The 18,430-nt window shown below is 33.7% G+C and carries 15 protein-coding genes; 2 read left to right on the top strand and 13 right to left on the bottom strand.

Annotated features, from left to right (window positions below):
* Window position 1: 1 nt before the first annotated feature.
* The 12 genes from NLJ00_RS16275 to NLJ00_RS16330 form a co-directional block, all read right to left on the bottom strand.
* Window positions 2-127, bottom strand: coding sequence for a hypothetical protein (locus tag NLJ00_RS16275; RefSeq protein WP_256379778.1), 126 nt, complete (start codon window positions 125-127; stop codon window positions 2-4).
* Entirely contained in the window at window positions 128-601 is a 474-nt protein-coding gene (locus tag NLJ00_RS16280; protein ID WP_256634568.1) for a DUF6428 family protein, read from the bottom strand.
* A gap of 58 nt (window positions 602-659) precedes the next feature.
* Complete coding sequence (locus tag NLJ00_RS16285; protein ID WP_053470308.1) at window positions 660-986, bottom strand: ArsR/SmtB family transcription factor; 327 nt, start codon at window positions 984-986, stop codon at window positions 660-662.
* A 71-nt stretch (window positions 987-1,057) separates the two neighbouring features.
* Window positions 1,058-2,644, bottom strand: a complete 1,587-nt coding sequence (locus NLJ00_RS16290) for a hypothetical protein (RefSeq protein ID WP_256634569.1) — start codon at window positions 2,642-2,644, stop codon at window positions 1,058-1,060.
* Between the two features lie 429 nt (window positions 2,645-3,073).
* Window positions 3,074-3,694, bottom strand: a complete 621-nt coding sequence (locus NLJ00_RS16295; protein ID WP_256634570.1) for a hypothetical protein — start codon at window positions 3,692-3,694, stop codon at window positions 3,074-3,076.
* A 368-nt stretch (window positions 3,695-4,062) separates the two neighbouring features.
* On the bottom strand, window positions 4,063-5,400 hold the full coding sequence (locus NLJ00_RS16300) for a DUF3526 domain-containing protein (RefSeq protein WP_256634571.1): 1,338 nt from the start codon (window positions 5,398-5,400) through the stop codon (window positions 4,063-4,065).
* A gap of 1 nt (window position 5,401) precedes the next feature.
* Complete coding sequence (locus tag NLJ00_RS16305; RefSeq protein ID WP_256634572.1) at window positions 5,402-6,853, bottom strand: ABC transporter permease; 1,452 nt, start codon at window positions 6,851-6,853, stop codon at window positions 5,402-5,404.
* Between the two features lie 193 nt (window positions 6,854-7,046).
* Window positions 7,047-9,338, bottom strand: coding sequence for a TonB-dependent siderophore receptor (locus tag NLJ00_RS16310; protein WP_256634573.1), 2,292 nt, complete (start codon window positions 9,336-9,338; stop codon window positions 7,047-7,049).
* Between the two features lie 30 nt (window positions 9,339-9,368).
* On the bottom strand, window positions 9,369-10,064 hold the full coding sequence (locus tag NLJ00_RS16315; protein ID WP_256634574.1) for an ABC transporter ATP-binding protein: 696 nt from the start codon (window positions 10,062-10,064) through the stop codon (window positions 9,369-9,371).
* Window positions 10,065-10,308: 244 nt separating this feature from the next.
* The gene (locus NLJ00_RS16320) at window positions 10,309-10,659 is read right to left on the bottom strand and encodes a hypothetical protein (RefSeq protein ID WP_256634575.1); all 351 of its coding nucleotides are present in this window, start codon (window positions 10,657-10,659) and stop codon (window positions 10,309-10,311) included.
* Window positions 10,660-10,810: 151 nt separating this feature from the next.
* Window positions 10,811-11,245, bottom strand: a complete 435-nt coding sequence (locus NLJ00_RS16325; protein ID WP_053470316.1) for a DUF1810 domain-containing protein — start codon at window positions 11,243-11,245, stop codon at window positions 10,811-10,813.
* A 602-nt stretch (window positions 11,246-11,847) separates the two neighbouring features.
* Window positions 11,848-13,311: a sulfatase family protein gene (locus tag NLJ00_RS16330; RefSeq protein WP_256634576.1), complete on the bottom strand. Its 1,464-nt coding sequence runs from the start codon at window positions 13,309-13,311 to the stop codon at window positions 11,848-11,850.
* A 220-nt stretch (window positions 13,312-13,531) separates the two neighbouring features.
* Here NLJ00_RS16330 and NLJ00_RS16335 point away from each other — a divergent pair, with 220 nt between their 5' ends.
* Both NLJ00_RS16335 and NLJ00_RS16340 read left to right on the top strand, forming a co-directional pair.
* Entirely contained in the window at window positions 13,532-13,969 is a 438-nt protein-coding gene (locus tag NLJ00_RS16335) for a MarR family winged helix-turn-helix transcriptional regulator (protein ID WP_256634577.1), read from the top strand.
* A gap of 5 nt (window positions 13,970-13,974) precedes the next feature.
* Window positions 13,975-15,288 (top strand): S41 family peptidase, encoded by a 1,314-nt coding sequence (locus tag NLJ00_RS16340; RefSeq protein ID WP_256634578.1) that lies wholly within the window; start codon window positions 13,975-13,977, stop codon window positions 15,286-15,288.
* 115 nt (window positions 15,289-15,403) lie between these two features.
* Here NLJ00_RS16340 and NLJ00_RS16345 read toward each other — a convergent pair whose 3' ends face one another.
* Window positions 15,404-18,322 (bottom strand): PQQ-dependent sugar dehydrogenase, encoded by a 2,919-nt coding sequence (locus NLJ00_RS16345; RefSeq protein WP_256634579.1) that lies wholly within the window; start codon window positions 18,320-18,322, stop codon window positions 15,404-15,406.
* Between the last annotated feature and the right edge of the window lie 108 nt (window positions 18,323-18,430).

Raw genomic sequence — 18,430 nt, forward strand, 5'->3', positions numbered from 1 at the left:
TTTAAACTAATAACCAAATGATATTGATGATGCAGAATTTTGGCTCAAAGCCAAAAATAAGCTGCAGCACAATTACAGATGTTGTAATGATAATAGGTTTCTTGTATTTAATTATTTTCTGTTTCATTTAGCAGCAGCCCGAATTTGGAGAACAGCTATTGGCTTCGCTTTTGTAGAGTTCCGTTAAAGCTAATTTTTCTTTTGATACAGGAACGCCGCATGCTTCTTGTGCCAGACAAGCCGTAGTTTTGTTTTTTAGAATAAAATGAGTTCCGTTAAATTCTAAATCATATCTCCCGATGGTTTCATTTTGATATTCAACTTCAATTTCAAAATCTTGAATATTTAATTTTTCTTCTGATAGTTTAATGATATTCAGAAGTTTGTTCGGTTTCAATCTGTGTTCAAAATCATTTGCATTCCATAACTGAAAGTTAACGGCACTTTCATCGCGAATTACGCCGCCGCAGTCAATAAATTTTTTATTGGTAGTTCCAACTTCAGTTACATGAAAATGTTCAGGAACAAAAGCTCCGTTTTCTAATTGAAATACAACATTTTCCAAATTTGGAAGAATGTTTTTAATGTCTGATAGTTTCATTGTTTTTTTATTTTATAGTTATAATGCAATATTGCGATATAGATTTACAAAAAAAGGTTTAACAGCATTTCTGCTCTTTTGTAACAGCAATAATATTAGAGAAATAAGCTTTTAAAATATCAAAAGTATTTTCATCAATGCAATAGCAAATAGCATTTCCTTCTATATTACCTTTTATAAGTCCGGCATTTTTTAATTCTTTTAAATGCTGCGAAACAGTAGGCTGGGCAAGGGGAAGTTCGTTTACAATATCGCCGCAAATACATTCATTTACTTTCAAAAGATATTCAATAATAGCAATTCTTGCCGGATGTCCCAAAGCTTTTGCTATGGTAGCAATTTGGTTTTGTTTATCTGTAAAATGTTCTGTTTTAGTAGCTCCCATTTTTATTTTAAATTTTAATATAGCAATATTACGATATAGTTTTTAAAAGAACAAATCATTTTTAATAAAATTTATTCGTCATATTCTGGTTCTTGATCTAAAAATAATAAAAGCTTATTTGCTCTGATATAATCATATTGTTTTTTTGTGAGAAAAATAACTTTTGAGCCTTCTCCTCCGGTATGTAAATCGTAAAATTTCCCATTGAGTTTATTTTCAGCTGCAACAAGTTCTATAAATTCAAAAAAGTATAAATCAATAAAATAATCGCTTATCCTAAGAACTTTAGTATACGATTTATTTCCGACTTTAAATTTTAACGTTGATTTTTTAGTTTTTTTGTCAAAAATGTTTGAAATATTGGTTGGATTAAATTGATTATGAGAAATCTTCGAGTATTCTTTTGTTAATTCAGCATACGAATCTTTAAAATTTGGAAGGCTATTAGGAATTGAATATATGATGTTTGGAAAAGCAGAAAGAATTTCGATATAATTATTGTTTTCCTGCTCTGCAACATTTTCTTTTCCCAGATTGATTTGAGCAGCACTTAGATTTGAAAATAACCCAATGTTTGAATACTCTTCTATTACTTTGTCGATTTGCGAAGTTGTAAACTTCTTTTTGTAATCTTCCTGACTTGGTATGATATAAGTTTCGTGTATCTTCAGTGCTTTTTCTTGTTCTTTTGTCAACATCATTATACCAAGAACTTCCGGGTAAGTTTCATCTACATTAAATTTAATTTCATGAAGTCTATACGGAGAATGCTGATCATTCAAAATTTTATTGAAAATTTGATAATAGTCTTTACAATTTATTTTATTTATTGAAAAATCATCTTTTGACGATTTGCGAACTCGATAAGAACTTTTCTGTTTGTAAATTTTTCCACCTGATTTTAACGATACAATAAAATCATAAAATTTATCGGTATCAGGAACTATTTTAAGCTCAAAATCAGTAAAGTTTAATTCTGGGGCTAAAGAAGCTGTTTTTTTATAAATAGCTTCTAAATACTCTTTTGGTTCATTTATATCATCTTTTGTGTCAATAGTTATAGATTTTTCACAATACAAAAGTAAATCAGCATGTTCTTTTATCTTTTCCTGATCTATCGCAGCAATAAGATTTTCATATTTTGTATCTGCTATTTCGTATTCTTTAAGAAAATTTGCAAATTTTTTAAGCCTTTCCTTGTGATCTGCTTCTAAGGCCTTATTTGTTATATTTTTTAAAAATTGTATTTTATAACTATACGAATTATTATTTATTTGCTGTTGAAAATAGCTAAATTGCTTTTCATTAATTAGATCGCATTTTTTTAGTTTGAAAAGATAATCGCTAAGTTCGATATTTTCTTTTTTTTGTTCTTCTTTAGTAAGTTGTTTATCTTCAATCGCAACCATATCAGTTATAACTTCAAAATAAAAGTGACCATGTAGTTTTTTAAATTCATACTGAAACAATCCATATAAGTAGGAAGTTTTATTTTCCATCTTAAAGTCGAGTTGTTTTAGTTCAAAATCGCTAACATCTTCTTGGTTAATAAGTTGATTGTCGATTAACTTTTGTATAGTTAAATCTTGTGATTGCGCGTTTGTAAAATTGCTTGTTAAAAGCAGTAATAAGATGATTCGCTGAAATAGTTTTTTCATTTTAAGCTCAGTGATATATATACTTTTTAGCATTTTATAAAATTTAAAACACTTGGTAAATTTATTGCATTTGAGTATTAAAACTTCAATTCAATTATATTTTCGTTGTTCTTTAAAACAATTTCTGTTTTATTACTTTCAGAAGGTGTTTGGGTTGGATACCAATTTCGATTTGGTCTTACCAAAATCAATAAACCTTCATCATCGCCAACTGCTGCAAAAAGTTCGCTGTTTAAAAAGATTTAACGCAAAGTACGCTAAGTTTTTTCGCAAAGTCCGCAAAGGCTAAATGAAAGAAAAAGTTTTTTTGAAGTTCACAAAGCTATACGTTTAGCTTTGTGAACTTTGAGTTTATAAAACTCTCTCAAAATCTTCGTGAACTTTGCGAAAAAACTTAGTGCACTTTGCGTTAGAAATAAGAGGTAAAAATCAATTTAGAATCAAACTTACTTTTTGAGATAAGCTTTTCGCTAATTCGGGTTTATCGCTGTTATTGATAATCCACGGAATCAGTTTTCTTTTTTCTATAATTTTTTCTTTAGAATAAACCAGCGTAAAATACTCAGCTGGCGAATGGATATTTTTTTCAGATTCTGAAAGTTCTTCGTAATAATAACGGGATTTTTTTAAGGAAGGATATTTGTTTAACAAATAATTGTTTACGGTATAAGTTGGACCTTCTTTATATAAATCGTTGCGCGGAATTGCTGTTATCGTAAGCTTTTTAATATTCAGTTTTAAACTGCGGTAAGTGTCCCTTGTAAAAGAAAAGTCAGAAGATTTAAGTTTTCCTTTTTCAGATAATTGCCGAATAGGAGAAAGGCGAACATAATCGCCGTTTATTTCTACTACTTTAAAAATAAGATAATTGAATTGTGAACTCTGGCTTCCATTTGAACCCGTTTGCTTGCTAAAAAGGAAACTTCCCATTTGCAATCGATGCTCTGGGGTGTTCATCGCTTTTTTCCACATATAGGGTTTATAAACGATTTCTCTAAAGGCATAAAAAACAGCAAGAACTAATATACTTATTAAAAGTAGTTTTTTCATTAATTATAATTTGGGACTTATATTTAACAGTTTTATTTCTAAATTTTCGCTAAAAGTAATAAAATACTAATATCTTTCTTTAAAAAATGAAAATATTTTTTTTGTTATTTTTTGCCACTAGGAACATAAAATTTTAACGCAAAGAGCGCAAAGGTCTGGGTAGATTTTTAACGCAAAAAGCGCAAAGGTTTACGCAAAGCGCACAAAGATTTTGTATAAGAGAATTTTTTCAAACTCGAAGTTCACAAAGCTATGAGTATACATATAGCTTTGTGAACTTTGCAAAAAGACTTTTTCTTTATTAATCTTAGCGCCCTTTGCGTAAACCTTTGCGCTCTTTGCGTTAAAAAAACTCTGCGTAAAAAAACTCAACGTTTAAAATTCCTCCATCCAAAAACAATCAACAGCAAATTGAAAAGCAGTAATGGCAAAAACGCTTTTACATAACTTGTTTCTGATTTATCATTAAACGTTTCTACTTTAAAATTCTCCCATTTTTGCTGAGTAACTGCTGCATTATCAAATATCTTCGGATAAAAATGCAGTCTTAGTTTTTCATGAAATTGATTTGTTTCTTTTAGAAATAAAAGCTGGTTTCTCAAGTCTGATTTTGCGATTTCATTCAATTGAATCTGCGTATGCAGCGTTGGAATAAACTGTGCAATTAATTCGCTGGCATTATTTCGCTGCTCTAATTTTGACTCTAATTCTTTGGATTGTATGGCAGATTCATCATCGCCCATTTGCTGCATGGCGTAATACCAGAGCCAGCTGAATTCACTTTCCGGTAAATTATAATGTTTAAACTGCGGATAATGTTTGTAGAATTTATCCAGCGTTTGCTGTTTATCCATATCCCATTTTTCGTGATAGGCATTTCGCTGCGTAAGCGTTAATTCTAAAGCTTCGGGAACTTTGTATTTATTGATAATATAGGTGTTGATTCCGGCAGGAAGAATGATAATCAGAAATAACCAGATCGTTAGTAAAATAACAGCATTGAAATTTGAATTCTTTTGAAGAGAAACAATAAAAAAGCAAACCGCAAACCAAAACAAAATATACAAAACTGCTATTCCGTAGAATAAAATAAACGCTTTATCAATAGGAATTTGCAAAAGAAAAACCGCAATTAAAAGTATAAAAGACAAAAGTCCAATTAAACTCAAAATTCGAATATAAAACAGTTTTAAAATATATAAAAAGGTATTCGGACTCTGTGTTGCCACAATTTTCCAGGTTCCAGATTCTTTTTCTTCGGAAATAATATTATACGAAAAAGCAATAATCAAAAGCGGAAACAGATATAAAAGCACAAAACTAAAATCGATATTTCCGGATAAAAGGTTACTCGGATTATTGAGTTCCGAATCGTATTTCTGAGCTTCCAAACCCCGAATCGTCACACTTTGTATGGATGGATTTACATCACGCTGCCCGATTGCTAAACTGCTAATTGGTAAAGTGTTATTGACCAATGAAAACTTGATGTAATACAGCAGGAGTCCAATTTCGTCTTTATGAAAAGCGGCGTTTCTGGCAATATGTTCTTTTTGGTAAATGGCAGCTTCATCTATATTATTTTGCTGTTTTTCCTGAAACTGACGGCCAATTAAAAGGCTTATAAAGCCAATGATTAATAAAAAAAGTAAGCCAATTTTGGTACCTTTTGAGCGGATGAAATTTTTAAATAAGAGAACTAACATATTAAATGGCTTTTAGGTTTTTAGCAGCAATTTTGATCAAAACAAACAGCAGGATTATCCATAGCAATATGGAGATGATAGCAGTGATTTCGGCCTTTAAGACTTCCCAAACTGGTTTTGGTTCATAATGAAATTCTTCAATAATAGACCAATGTCTTTTGTCAATTGTTAAAGGTTTGTCCTTTGGTCCGGGTTTTTTGTTGCTGATGTATTTTATTTGTAACGCATTCATTTTCTGCGCCATATTGTAGCGATAATTTTCGGCTTGCCGCTGAAAATCGATGTACGAATCGTAATCTGTATTGGATAACCCCATTGATAAGTTTTTCATGGCTATGTATGGATTTACGAATGAAACAGCTTTAGAAAAACTATTTTGTTTTTCGTAAATTTTTAGAAGATCTTCTAAATGTTTATTATAAATATCTGAACTGATTCTTTCGCCTTCGGTCATAATAAATCCGGAATAGTTGAAAGGAAGTTTTTGTACCGAATCGACTTTGTAAACACGTAACAAAGAATCTTTTATAGCTTTATAATGTACGTCATTTGGATTATGACTGTCGCCTTGTTTCAGGATGTCTTTTTCAATATCAGAGTTAAAACGGATTTTAGAAGGCGCTTCATATAAATACGCTCCAATTGCCTGTGTTGTTCTTGGCAGAATAATGGTTAAAATTAGCCAGATTCCAATTAAAGAAACCAAAGCTTTTTTTGAGGTTTTGCTTGACGCCGAAACCAAAACAGCAACAACACAAAAGAACATCAGATAAATAAAATGAAACCCAATAAACAATAGCATTTTAATTGTTTCATCTGCCGAAATGGAAAAGTTTTGAAGCAGTAACCAAATCAAAACCAATACAATTATTGTTGGAACAAAAAGCAGCATTACAACGCTTGCAATTCCAAGGATTTTACCAAACAAAAGTTGTTTCCAGTTAATTCCCTGACTTAAAAGAATTTTTAAAGTTCCGTTTTCCCTTTCGTAAGCGACTGAATTAAAACCAACAAAAAAGATCAATAAAGGCAGTAAAATCTGCAAAACCATCGCAATACTGATTTCGCCAAAACGAAGCATACTGTTTGAGAATCCGGCTTCAGAGAAATTGGCGGTATTTTGTTTGTGCGCTTCGAGGAAAATAGCATTTCCGAAAAACGGTTCCATCCCGAATTCAAAAACGCTTAAAGAAGTACTTTTTCTAAAAGCAAAATTCCCGTAATGCGCCATTCTATGCGGATTTTTATCCGGATTTTTCAACCAGTCTTCGCGGGATTCATGCTGATATTTTTCGCTGGTTTCGTTTTGGCTTTTGTAATTATCCCAACCCGAAAACGCAGCAAATAAAAGCAGCGCACCAATAAAAAATGTAATAATATAAATCGCCGAATTTTTAAAAACTGAGTTTTTAAAATGTCTGGCTATGAGGATTTCTTTATGTAATAATTTCATAATTAATTAAAATTTACCTGTTGAGTGTAATTTGTTTAAACACATAGAAACATAGTTTTTAGGCGACTTAAAAAAGGCGTTTCACTTGCATAAATTCACATAGCTATTGTGTTAGAAACTAGTTTCTTTCAATTATCTTCTTTAGTAAAAAATCTATGTTTCTATGTGTTTAAATATTTTTCAACTCAACGAATTAAAATTTATAAGCTACGGTAAGGCTTACGTTTCGTGGACTTCCGGGAAATAATCGTAAGTAATTCTGCGCGCCAAGCCAATACGTTTTGTTTAATAAATTGCCGGCATTAACAGTAATCTGCACATTACTTTTGCTTGGTTTGTAAAATAAAGCAGCGTCAAAAATCGTAAAATCAGGAAGTGTAAAATCTCTTGTAAACCAAGGCACTTTTGAGCTTTGATACTGCATTCCAATTCCAATTCCTAAATCCTGCAAAGCAGAATCTGAAGCAAAGTTGTATCTCGTCCATAAATTCGCGCTGTTTTTTGGCGTGTTTTGTTTTCTGGCACCAATTAAAGCTGGATTATTGTCTTTGATAATTTCGGCATCGATATAACTGTACGAAGCATTTATCTGCCAGTCGGGCGTAATATAACCCGCTAAATCGCACTCAAAACCACGGCTTCGTTCTGCGCCTCTTGTAACCAATAAATCAGGATTTACAGGATCATTGGCATTCATTAAAATATTGCGTTGTCTGATTTCATAAATCGCCGCATTAAAACTCATTGAGTTGTCTAAAAAAGTCGTTTTTATTCCCACTTCTTTCAAATCACTTTTAAGCGGATCGAACAAACTTCCTGCTGGCAATGAACCCGTTTGCGGCATTAAAGTAACCGTATTAGATTGCGGCTGATAGCCTTCAAGATAAGTTGTGTAGACATTTATCGCACTATTTACGGCATAAGTAATTCCAACTCTAGGCAGCAAAGCCGATTTTTTTACTTTCAGTTCGTTGCTGGTTTCGTAGTTCGTAATATCCTCAAACCATTCGTTTCGCAAACCCAATAAAAAAGTGAATTTTTCCCATTGAATCTGATCCTGAATATAAACCGCATTTGTAGTTGTTAATGCTGATGGCAAAGCTGTTCGTACATTCAGAGTATAATCTTCCGGACTTGTAATTTTATAAATTGGATTGTTTAAGTTGAAATATTCGACATTTGGTTTTGGCAATACAACGCCGTCAACTGTAATAGTTTGATAATTTGAGGCATTCGCTAAAACAAAAGAACTTGCAACCGTACCATCTTTTAATAAATAACCTCTGGCTGCGTTTTGCCCGCCGCCTTTATTTTTGTTCCAGCTGCTTAAATCGTAACCCGTTAATAATTTATGATTGAGTTTTCCGGTTTTGAAATCGAAGTTTAAAAAAGCATTCAGATTGTCGATATCCCAATTTTGCTGACGCTGCACAAACTGCATCATCGCCAGACTTGTTACAGGCTGATTGTTGATATCGACCGCAAATGCATTTGTAGTTCTGTGTTCCTGAAGATCTTCTGTCCAGGTTTGTTTCATGTATGATGTATTAAAACCAATTTTAGAACTGAATTTATGGGCAAAATTGGTCATCAAAATCATTTCTTTCGACTTAAAAAAATCACTTGATGATCCCAAATTTAAGCTGATTGGGGTTTTATTTAAACTTGTTTTTCCGGCAACAGCACCAAAAATAGGCTGTCCTCTGTCAAGATTTCCATTCATATCGCTCAATATCAATTCGGTATTAATGGCCGTTTTTTCATTTGGGATATAACTGAAGGAAGGCGAAATCAAAAACGATTTATTATTCACTAAATCACGAAACGATTTTGCCTGTTGATAAGCACCATTTACACGATACAAAAGTGTTTTTGATTCGTTTAAAGGGCCTGTAAAATCAAGCGTTCCGCGTAAAGTGCTGAAACTGCCCACGCTCATACTGATTTCTTTTCGGTCAACTGTCAAAGGTTTTTTTGTTACCATATTGATGCTTCCGCCCGGATCTACAGATGAAAATGTAGCACTCGACGGACCTTTAATCACTTCAACTCGCTCAATATTACTCGTTAAAGGCTGTAAAAAATAATACTGGCGAGTTCGCATTCCATTGATAATCTGACCTTCTTCATTTTGGCTGATGCCTCGAATCGTGTATTGATTGTAATAACTTGCCGGAATCACACCACTTGCCATTTTTACGGCATCGGCGAGATAAAAAGCACCTTTATCTGTAATAAGTTCTTTGGTTATGGTTGAGATAGACTGCGGAATATCTTTGTTTAAAGCTGCAGTTTTTGTAGCGGCAAATGAATAATCGCTGGTGTACTTTTTTGTCGAACGCCCCACGATTTCAACGGTTTGTAATTCGGTTCTGGCCATTTTAACAGAATCCTGAACAATACTGTCTGTGTTTTTTTTATTAGTCTGCGATTGTATGGAATGTGTGGCAATTATTAAAAATAAAAAGAGAATTATAGGTTTCATTTTATACTTTGATTGGAAATATCTTTTCCTTTAAACGGTTTGTAAATACAAGTCTTCGAGTTCGTTTGCTGAGATTTTATCGGCTTCGATTACCGTGACTAAAGTTCCCTGCTTCATAATGCCAATGTGCGAAGCGACTTCTCTGGCTCTGAAAATGTCATGCGTTGCCATTAAAATTGCCGTTCCGTCGGCAGAAAGTTCTTTTAAAATCTGCGAAAATTCGTTAGAAGCTTTGGGATCTAAACCGCTCGTAGGTTCATCTAATAAAAGCACTTTAGCTTTTTTGGCAATCGCAATTGCAATTCCCACTTTTTGGCGCATTCCTTTAGAATATCCGTCTAAGTTTTGATCGTGCGCTGCTGCCTGTAAACCGGCTTTATTAAGGAAATAAGTTAATTCTCCCGCAGAATATTTGAATCCTGCCAGTGACGAAAAGAATTTTAAGTTTTCTAAACCCGTTAAATTGGGATACAGCATTACAGTTTCGGGAATGTAAGCAACGTGTTTTTTTGTTTCCTGATTGTTTTGAGTAACCGAAATGTTATTGATTTCCAATTCTCCCGATGTTGGTTCGATAAAGCCTAAAAAAAGATTGATTGTAGTGGTTTTTCCGGCGCCGTTTTGTCCTAAAAGCGCAAAGATTTCGCCTTCGTTTATGGTTAAGTTTAAAGAATTCAAAGCGGTATGATCACCATATTTTTTGGTGAGATTTTTTGCTGTAAGCATAGTTTTTATGTATTTGGTAAATTGATTTTAAGCAGATATAGAAACCTCAGGCTTTTACCTAATTGGTAAGGCTTGATTGTGATTGTCTAATTTTGAGAAGTGGTGATTTACTACAAGAATTAAAAGGCTGATTTGCTGATTTGAGTTCCAATAAAGGAACCAAAACAGTTGTAAAACAGTATTTCCTTTTACCCATTTTATTGAAGGTAAAAAGCTGTTTTATTTAAAGATGAAGTGTAGTAAATTAAATGAATGCGGGAGGCGCGCGCAGTGCAAAGAGACTGCCTTTAAAAAATGCTGTATAAACCTTCGAATAAAAGAATTTATAAGAGGTTTCAACCGTTATTTTATGAAATGATAAGGCCTGAAAAGAATTCGGAATAAAGGTACTAAAGGCAAAATGGCAAATATGACAATTGGCATCGACCGAATGGCTGTGCGTTATTTGTTTTTGCCCCGCAATAGTTTTATGCTCACAGTGTTTCTCAGAAGCCTGTCTTAAAATATGCTCGTAGGAGTGAACCGTCTGAAACAGCATGGCGAACAATACTGCAAAAGACATCAGTAAATTTACAACTACGATTTTCTTTTTCATTCGGTGGTATTTCTGCTGGATATTTAACCGTTTCATTATGAAACAAATAAACGCAACAGTGTTGCAAATATAAATATCTTAATTTAGAAATACACTAATGCAACATTATATTTTTAATGAAATACCAGTAAACCGCCTGAATTTATTGATTTTACAAATTACTGTATAGTAGTTGCAGTGTATGAAAATCAGAAGATCCGTCGAAGTATTTATGCAAAACTTCCTGAAAAACCGGTTCTGTATTTTGAATACTTGCAAAAAGCGTCATACAGGATTGCAAATTTTCAACATCTGGCGTACCAAATATATCTACAGCTTCGAGTTCGTCTTTTTTGACTAATTCTTCTGTTATTTCTATAAGGTGTTTTCCTAAAATTGGATGCTCAAGAAAAGCGATTGCTTCATCGGCATTTTTAATTTCGTAGAATTTTGATGTATCAGTAGAACCCATTCCTTTTATCTGCGGAAAAATGCACCACATCCACGGAGATTCCTTTTTACCTTTCTTAATTTCATCAAGAGCAGTTAGATACAATTTGTTTTGAGCATCTAAAAACCGAAGTAATTCGTTGTTGTTGTAAGCCATTCTTTACTTAATTGATTTGGGGGTATCAGATCATAAAACTACAGAAAATATGTTTAGTTGTACATTACAAAACCCTTTTTTTACTGCTATTTTTTTTGAATATTACGAACAAAAATTGTTGAAAAAATTACCGTAAAAATTTAGCTGCAAAAAAGCTAAAGTGTCAATTTAAAGATTCATTCCAATTTATTTTGTGGTTTAGGTTATGCCGCTAAGGCGTTAAGGCGAGAAGTTTTATTTTTATGCCACAGATTAAAAGGATTAAAAAGATTTTTTGATATTCAATTGCGTCCAGCTTTAGCTGGATGTTAAAATATAGGCAAAGAAAAAGGCTTTAGCCGAACTAGTAAGTTTGGCTAAAGCCTTTTTGCTATTTAAATAGAAACCTCCAGCTAAAGCTGGAGGCAATTGATTTTTATATTATAAAACGTACTGTTTGTCATTTCGACGAAGGAGAAATCGCACTTGTGAATCTACAAAGAGAATCGCCAATCTTTGTCGAGTTTCTAGTGCGATTTCTCCTTCGTCGAAATGACATAAAATGAGAAAAAAAACTTTGCGACTTAGAGACTTTGTGGCATATTTTTACATTTCACAAAAACTTATTCAACAATCGCAGGTTTCCTAACGTTCTTTCCGACTTTATTAGTCAAATCATCGCCAAGATCTTCTCTGGCGGTTTCGGCTATTTTTTGAATCTCTGCTACAATTTCAGGATATAATTCCTGAACATCACGAACTTCACCCGGATCGTGCGCCAGATCATATAACGCAAGCGGAACTTCGACTACAGCGCCTTTTCCTCGTAAACCACCTTTACCAGTCAGGTTTTTATTGTATGATGTGCTTTTGTGCGGGAAAACCAATTTCCAGTGTTTGTAACGAATGGCTTCAAGATTATTGCTTCCTACACCAAAATAATAATAGAAAGTATCTCTGGGACCTTTATTCGTTTTTCCTGTCAGTAAAGAAAGAAAATCCAGACCGTCGATTTTATTTTCGGGTAAAGCAGATTTGGTAATGTCGGCAATTGTTGGTAGAAGATCCATATTCGTCATAAGCGATCCGTTTACAGTTCCGGCTTCTATTTTTCCGGGCCAGCGAATCAAAAATGGAACTCTGGTTCCGCCTTCCCAAGTGGTTGATTTTCCTTCTCTAAAACCTCCAGATGATCCTGCATTGTCACCAAAAAAGAGCCACGGACCATTATCGCTGGTTACAATTACCACCGTATTTTTAGTCAATCCTTCTTGATCTAATGTTTTTAATATTTCGCCAATAGACCAGTCAATTTCCATAATAACATCTCCAAAAAGTCCCAATTCGCTTTTGCCTTTAAATTTGTCTGAAACGGCTAAAGGTGCGTGCGGAAGCGGATGTGTGAGATATAAAAAGAACGGCTGTTTTTTGTTTTTTTTGATAAAACCGACTGCTTTTTCGGTAAAAAGTGTGGTTAGTTTAGAAGCTTCTTTTATGTTTCTAATCGTATCAATAACAGTGGTATTGCTGATTAATGGAAGAGGAGGAAAGGTAGAACGCAGATCTTGAGGATCGGTTACTAATGAATATCCGTCATAATCAATTGGCCATACATCATGAGAATACGGAATCCCGAAAAACTCGTCAAAACCATATTTTGTTGGCCAGTATGGCAAGTTATTTCCCAAATGCCATTTGCCGTAATTAGCGGTTTTATAGCCTGATTTTTTCAAAAGTGAAGCTATCGTTTCTTCTTTTGGATTAAGGGCATGTTTTGCTCCCGGAAGCAGTACACCCGACATTCCAATTCGGTTTGGATAACATCCTGTCAACAATGCTGCCCTCGATGCCGTACAAATAGCCTGAGCTGCATTAAAGTTAGTCAAACGCATTCCTTCCTGCGCGACCTGGTTAAAGTGTGGAGTAGGAATTCCCGTCATTCCGAAAGGTTCAGTATCTCCGTAACCCATATCATCCATATTTATAATAACGATATTAGGTTTTGAATTTTGGCTTTTGCTTTGGGCATTTGTTTTACTGCTAATGAAGGGAATTACTATTAAAAACAGCATTAGACTTTTTCTCATAATTTGAGTGGTATTTATTGGGATAGTTAACTACAAATATAACCCGCAAAAATGAAATGTATTCTTCTTAAGAAAACTCTTTTGTTTCAAATAAATAGAAAATTGTTATTCCATGAGAATTGAAATCTGAAAGGTTTAGTGCATAAAATATTTTATTTGATATATCAATTAATTGTATATATTTGATATATCAAATAAATTTAAATATAACTTATTTAAAATGAAGCAGAAAAATCCAACAGGAACGGTTCTTTATACCATAGAACAGGCTATAAAAGAATATAGGAAAGTTTGCCAAAAAAACATTGAGAAGGTCGTAAGTGATATTACGGTTGATCAATGTTTGGTATTGATTATTTTAAATGAAAACGAAAAAATTTCTCAAATTGAAATAGCCAGATTAATTTTTAAGGATAATGCTTCCATTACAAGAATTATCGAATTAATGGTCAAAAAAGATTATTTGATAAGAGAAGCAAATGAAGTTGATAAAAGAAAATCAAAGCTTGTAATTACAGAAAAAGGCCGAGAAACAATTGTTTTACTGACGCCTGTTTTTAAACTAAACCGAAAAACTGCTCTTGACGGATTATCACTTGACGAAATTGAATTACTGGACAAATTACTGCATAAAATAATTTCAAATTGTAAAAAATAATAAAGATGAAACAACTTATAAATGTAATATTACTGCTGTTATCAATTGGTGTATACGCACAAAAAGAACCTGATTTTACGGAGTTAAGTAAAAAACAAGTTATCGATTCGCTGGGTAAAGAACTCGAAGAATTTTACATTAGACCGAATGCAATTGAAAGTATTCAGAAAAAATTGAAAGAGAATTTTAATGCAGGAGTTTATAAAAACAGTGTAACGCCAAATGAATTTGCCTCAAAACTTACTATGGACCTTTTAGAGGTTAGCAAAGATTTACATTTTAGAGTAATGTATGATCCGGAATGGACTGATCCTCTGCAAAAAAATGAAGATAAAAAGGCACAGGAAAAAATTAAAGCAGCAGAATTAATTGAGGCAAAAAACAGGAATTTCGGATTTCAGCAAGCACGAATTTTAGAAGGAAATATTGGTTATTTAGCTTTTGATTATTTTGAAGATCCTGCAATTGGGAGTGAAACAGCCGCTTCTGTTATGCAGTTTTTAAATAATACAGATGCACTGATTATTGATTTGCGTAAAAATAATGGCGGGGCAATGGAAATGGGGCAGTTTATTAGCAGTTATTTTTATTCGAATAAAGAATTACCGCTTTATAAATATTATTATTACGAGAAAAACAGAAAAAAAATTGAAAGAGAAATGTGGCTGCTTCCGTCTGTTCCCGGTAAACGTCTGGCCGATATAGATATCTATATTCTAACAAGTTCCGTTACATTTTCTGCTGCAGAATGGATGAGTTATTCGCTTCAAAATTTAAAACGTGTTACGATTGTGGGCGAAAAAACGGCTGGTGGAGCGCACCCAATAAACCGGGTAGGAATATCAAATGGTTTTTCTGTAAATATACCTTTTGGCGAAGTCAAAGATCCGGTTACGAATCTGGATTTTGAAGGAAAAGGCGTTATGCCGGATGTTTTATGTAAGAGCGAAGAAGCCATAAATACGTCTCATTTATTAGCTTTGAAAAATTTAGCCTTAAAAAATAAAGATTCATTAAATAATCTTAACTGGTTTATTCCGGTTATTAAAAACAGACAAAAACCATTACATGTTGATAATGCTGTTTTAAAATCATATCAAGGCAAATATGGAAAATCTGAATTGGTTTATGAAGGGGATAATTTATATTACAGATGGAATAATATCGTTACTCTTTTATTGACTCCAATTGAAAAAGATTTATTTCTGGTTGATGGAACAGATGAATATCGTATAAAAATTGTTTTCGAGAAAAAATCTTTAACAGCGATAAAAAGAATTTATCATAACGGACAAGAGAGAGTTTATAAAAAAAAATAAAGTTTAACCCTTAAAAGCTACAAAGTTTTATCCCAATAAATTGAAAACCCCAATAGATCCTAAAATCTATTGGGGTTTATTATTTTAGCTTATTTTCTAAACTTAAAAAATAAAATTATTGTTTACTTACTGGGATTGCTTTACTGGAAGCATTAGTTTTTATAAAATAAATTCCAGTTGCTTGTTCAGAAATTGAAATTACATTTCCTTTTCCTTGTTTAATTTTATTTCCTGCAGCAGAAAATACAGTCCATTCCAGTTCTTTTGATAAATGGAATATTCCTTTTGATGGATTTGGATAAACTACAATTGCATTTGGTTCTGCATTTGGATTTTCAACACCAAGGTGACAGTCGTGAACCATATATGTAACTGTTTTCGTGTTGCTTCCTTCTGAATTGCTTACGGTAAGTGAAACTTCTTTATCTCCTTCTGTAGAATAAGTTACAGTATGAGGGCCAGCTCCGGTTGCTGTTGCAGGCTGAGCGTCAGCACCAAAATTCCATAAATAGTTATCAATTGTACCAATAGAAACGGATGTAAAAGTAACAGGCTCATTTTCGCAACCCATTTGTGGTGTAAACTCATAATCGGCTACCGGGCTGGTAATTCCAGACAATACAAATTCCATTTTGTTTACGTTAATATCATTTTCATCAAAATATAAAGTAATAACATGATTACCCTGCGTTAAAGGAATATTAGGAACGGCAACTGTCTGCCATGCCTGGAAACCTACCGTATTAGGGATATTTAAAATTCCGGTAACGTTTACACCGTCTACTTCAAGATGTAATTTTCGGTTAAGATAAGGTGTTGAAATTCTTAAATTGATGGTATAATTTCCGCTGGTACTTACTCTTGCAGAATATTTCAGCCATTCGTCTTTTGCTACATACGCAAGATTATATCCGCCTTCGTTACACGCTTCAGTTCCTACGCCGTCGCCAGCTCTGTATACATTATCTCCGCCGCCGTTTTTATCCAGAAAAGCACCTGGCCCAACATCATAATTTTCTGCTTCAATAATTCCCGGAATCTGAGCAACTAATCCCTGATAAGGAGCATTTTGAAGTACAGTTGCTGTATAAAATGCTGTATATGTAATCGTTCCTGTTGCTGGCGCAGTAAAAGTTTGATTTGCAGCTCCGCCCTGACTCCAATGGTCAAAATCGTAACGCGTATTTTCAATATACTGAGGCGTTGGTGCATTTAAAGTTTGTACCGCTGCATTTGCCACAACTTGTTTTGTAGAAGGTGCTGTAACTGGTTTTTGATTGAATTCTAAGTTAAGCGGAACCGGCGAACTTGTCGCAGTAACATCAACTAAATTAGGTTTAATATCAACAAAAGTAGTAGCGGCTAAACCATCGCTGTCGGTTACTTTTACCGTAAATCGGTACCACACATTTGGTGTTTTTTCTCCTTGATTTGAAGCGGTGAAATCCCCAGATTTTACACCTTGCGGACTTGCACCAGGATGCGAGTGTCCGGCTCCCGGAATATCTTCGTGAAAAAGATCAATACTCCATGAAAACGCGCTTGCAGGTAAAGTTCCGTCCTCAACATCTGTTCCTGCAGCTTCAAAATGAACAACATCTTCAGCATTCCATTTTAATGATGGAAGCGGAGAAACAATCGTTACCGTTGGTTTATTACTGAAAGGTTTTACCGTTAATGTTGCCGGATTACTGGTTACATTTCCAGCTGTATTGGTTACAATAACTTTGTAATCACCAGCATTTGCATTTGTTACATTCGGAATTGTATAAGTTGCTCCGGTTGCTCCGTTGATATCGACATTATTAAACTGCCATTGATAGGTTAAACCTGTTCCGCTTGCCGAAACTGTAAAAGTTACCGGATCTGTTTCCATTATAGTTTGAGAAACCGGATGATTTACAATTGTTGGTGCAGCGGTTGCTATATAGTCTAATTTAATTAAGGAACCATTATTTCCGTATTCACAGTAATAAATGAAACCATCATTTCCTAACATCATACCCAATACCTGAAATTGTGGTGCCGAATAAAATTCTGTAGAAACGGGATTCGCAACATTAGGATCAAACCAGCGAATTGCATTTCGGACAAAATCTTTGATAATGAATTTTCCCTGTAAATTAGGATAACGGGAGATTGTTGGATTATACAAAACTCCATTTGTTAAAGCATTACCAATACTTCCCGTTGCGTAGGTAAATATCGGATTTGTAAATAAATCAGTTTCGGTTTGCATTCCGTCGCCTCCCTGCGGATGTCCCCAGGCGTAATTTCGAATTGTTGGATTGCTGATTTCATTAATTTCTTCCCATGAAGTTCCAACATCTAACACAAATAATTTATCGGCAACAGCATTAGGAACCAATCTCCACGGATTTCTAAATCCGTAAACCCAGATGCTTTGCCTTTGTACAGAACCGCTTCCGTAAAATGGATTTCCCGGTGCAGGAAGTCCGTCTTCTGTAATACGAAGAATTTTTCCTTTATAAGTGTCTAAATCCTGAGAATTGGTATTTTGCTGACTGTCTCCAACGGTTACATACAAAAATCCATGGAAGAATTTTAAATCTCCGCCATTGTGAAATCCGTTACCAATAGGTTCTAAAAGTAAAATTTCCTGTCTGCTTACTACTTGGTTAGCATTGTCAATTTTGATTCTTTCAATTTTATGTCTGACTTTTTCTCCTGCTGGTTGTATAGAATAAAAAACATAAATATAACCGTTTGTTGCAAAGTTAGGATGAAGCGTTAATCCAAGTAACCCTTGTTCGTTATCTGTTACGGTAGGAACGGTAAATACATTTGTAACCGTATTGTTTTGAAATACTTTTACAATCCCGCCGCGTTCTGCTATAAAAATTCTTCCGTCTGAAGATTGTTCAAGCGAAAGTCCTTCTTTGATAACCGCAGTAGGAGCAAGGTTTTGCGTGATGTATTGCGAATAGGATTGTGAAGAAATCAATAAAGCAAAAGCTATTATTAGATGACTAAGCAATTTATTTTTAATGTTAAATTGTAGATTTTTTCTCATAATTATTCAGAATTTTTAGTGATTTGGGTAATCAAATTTAAACTTTTTCTGTATAATTATTTAGTTTACTAAAATTTCTTTACGATATCGATTTAGTGATAATGCCAC

This window comes from Flavobacterium panici (assembly GCF_024499525.1).
GTDB classification, from domain to species: domain Bacteria; phylum Bacteroidota; class Bacteroidia; order Flavobacteriales; family Flavobacteriaceae; genus Flavobacterium; species Flavobacterium panici.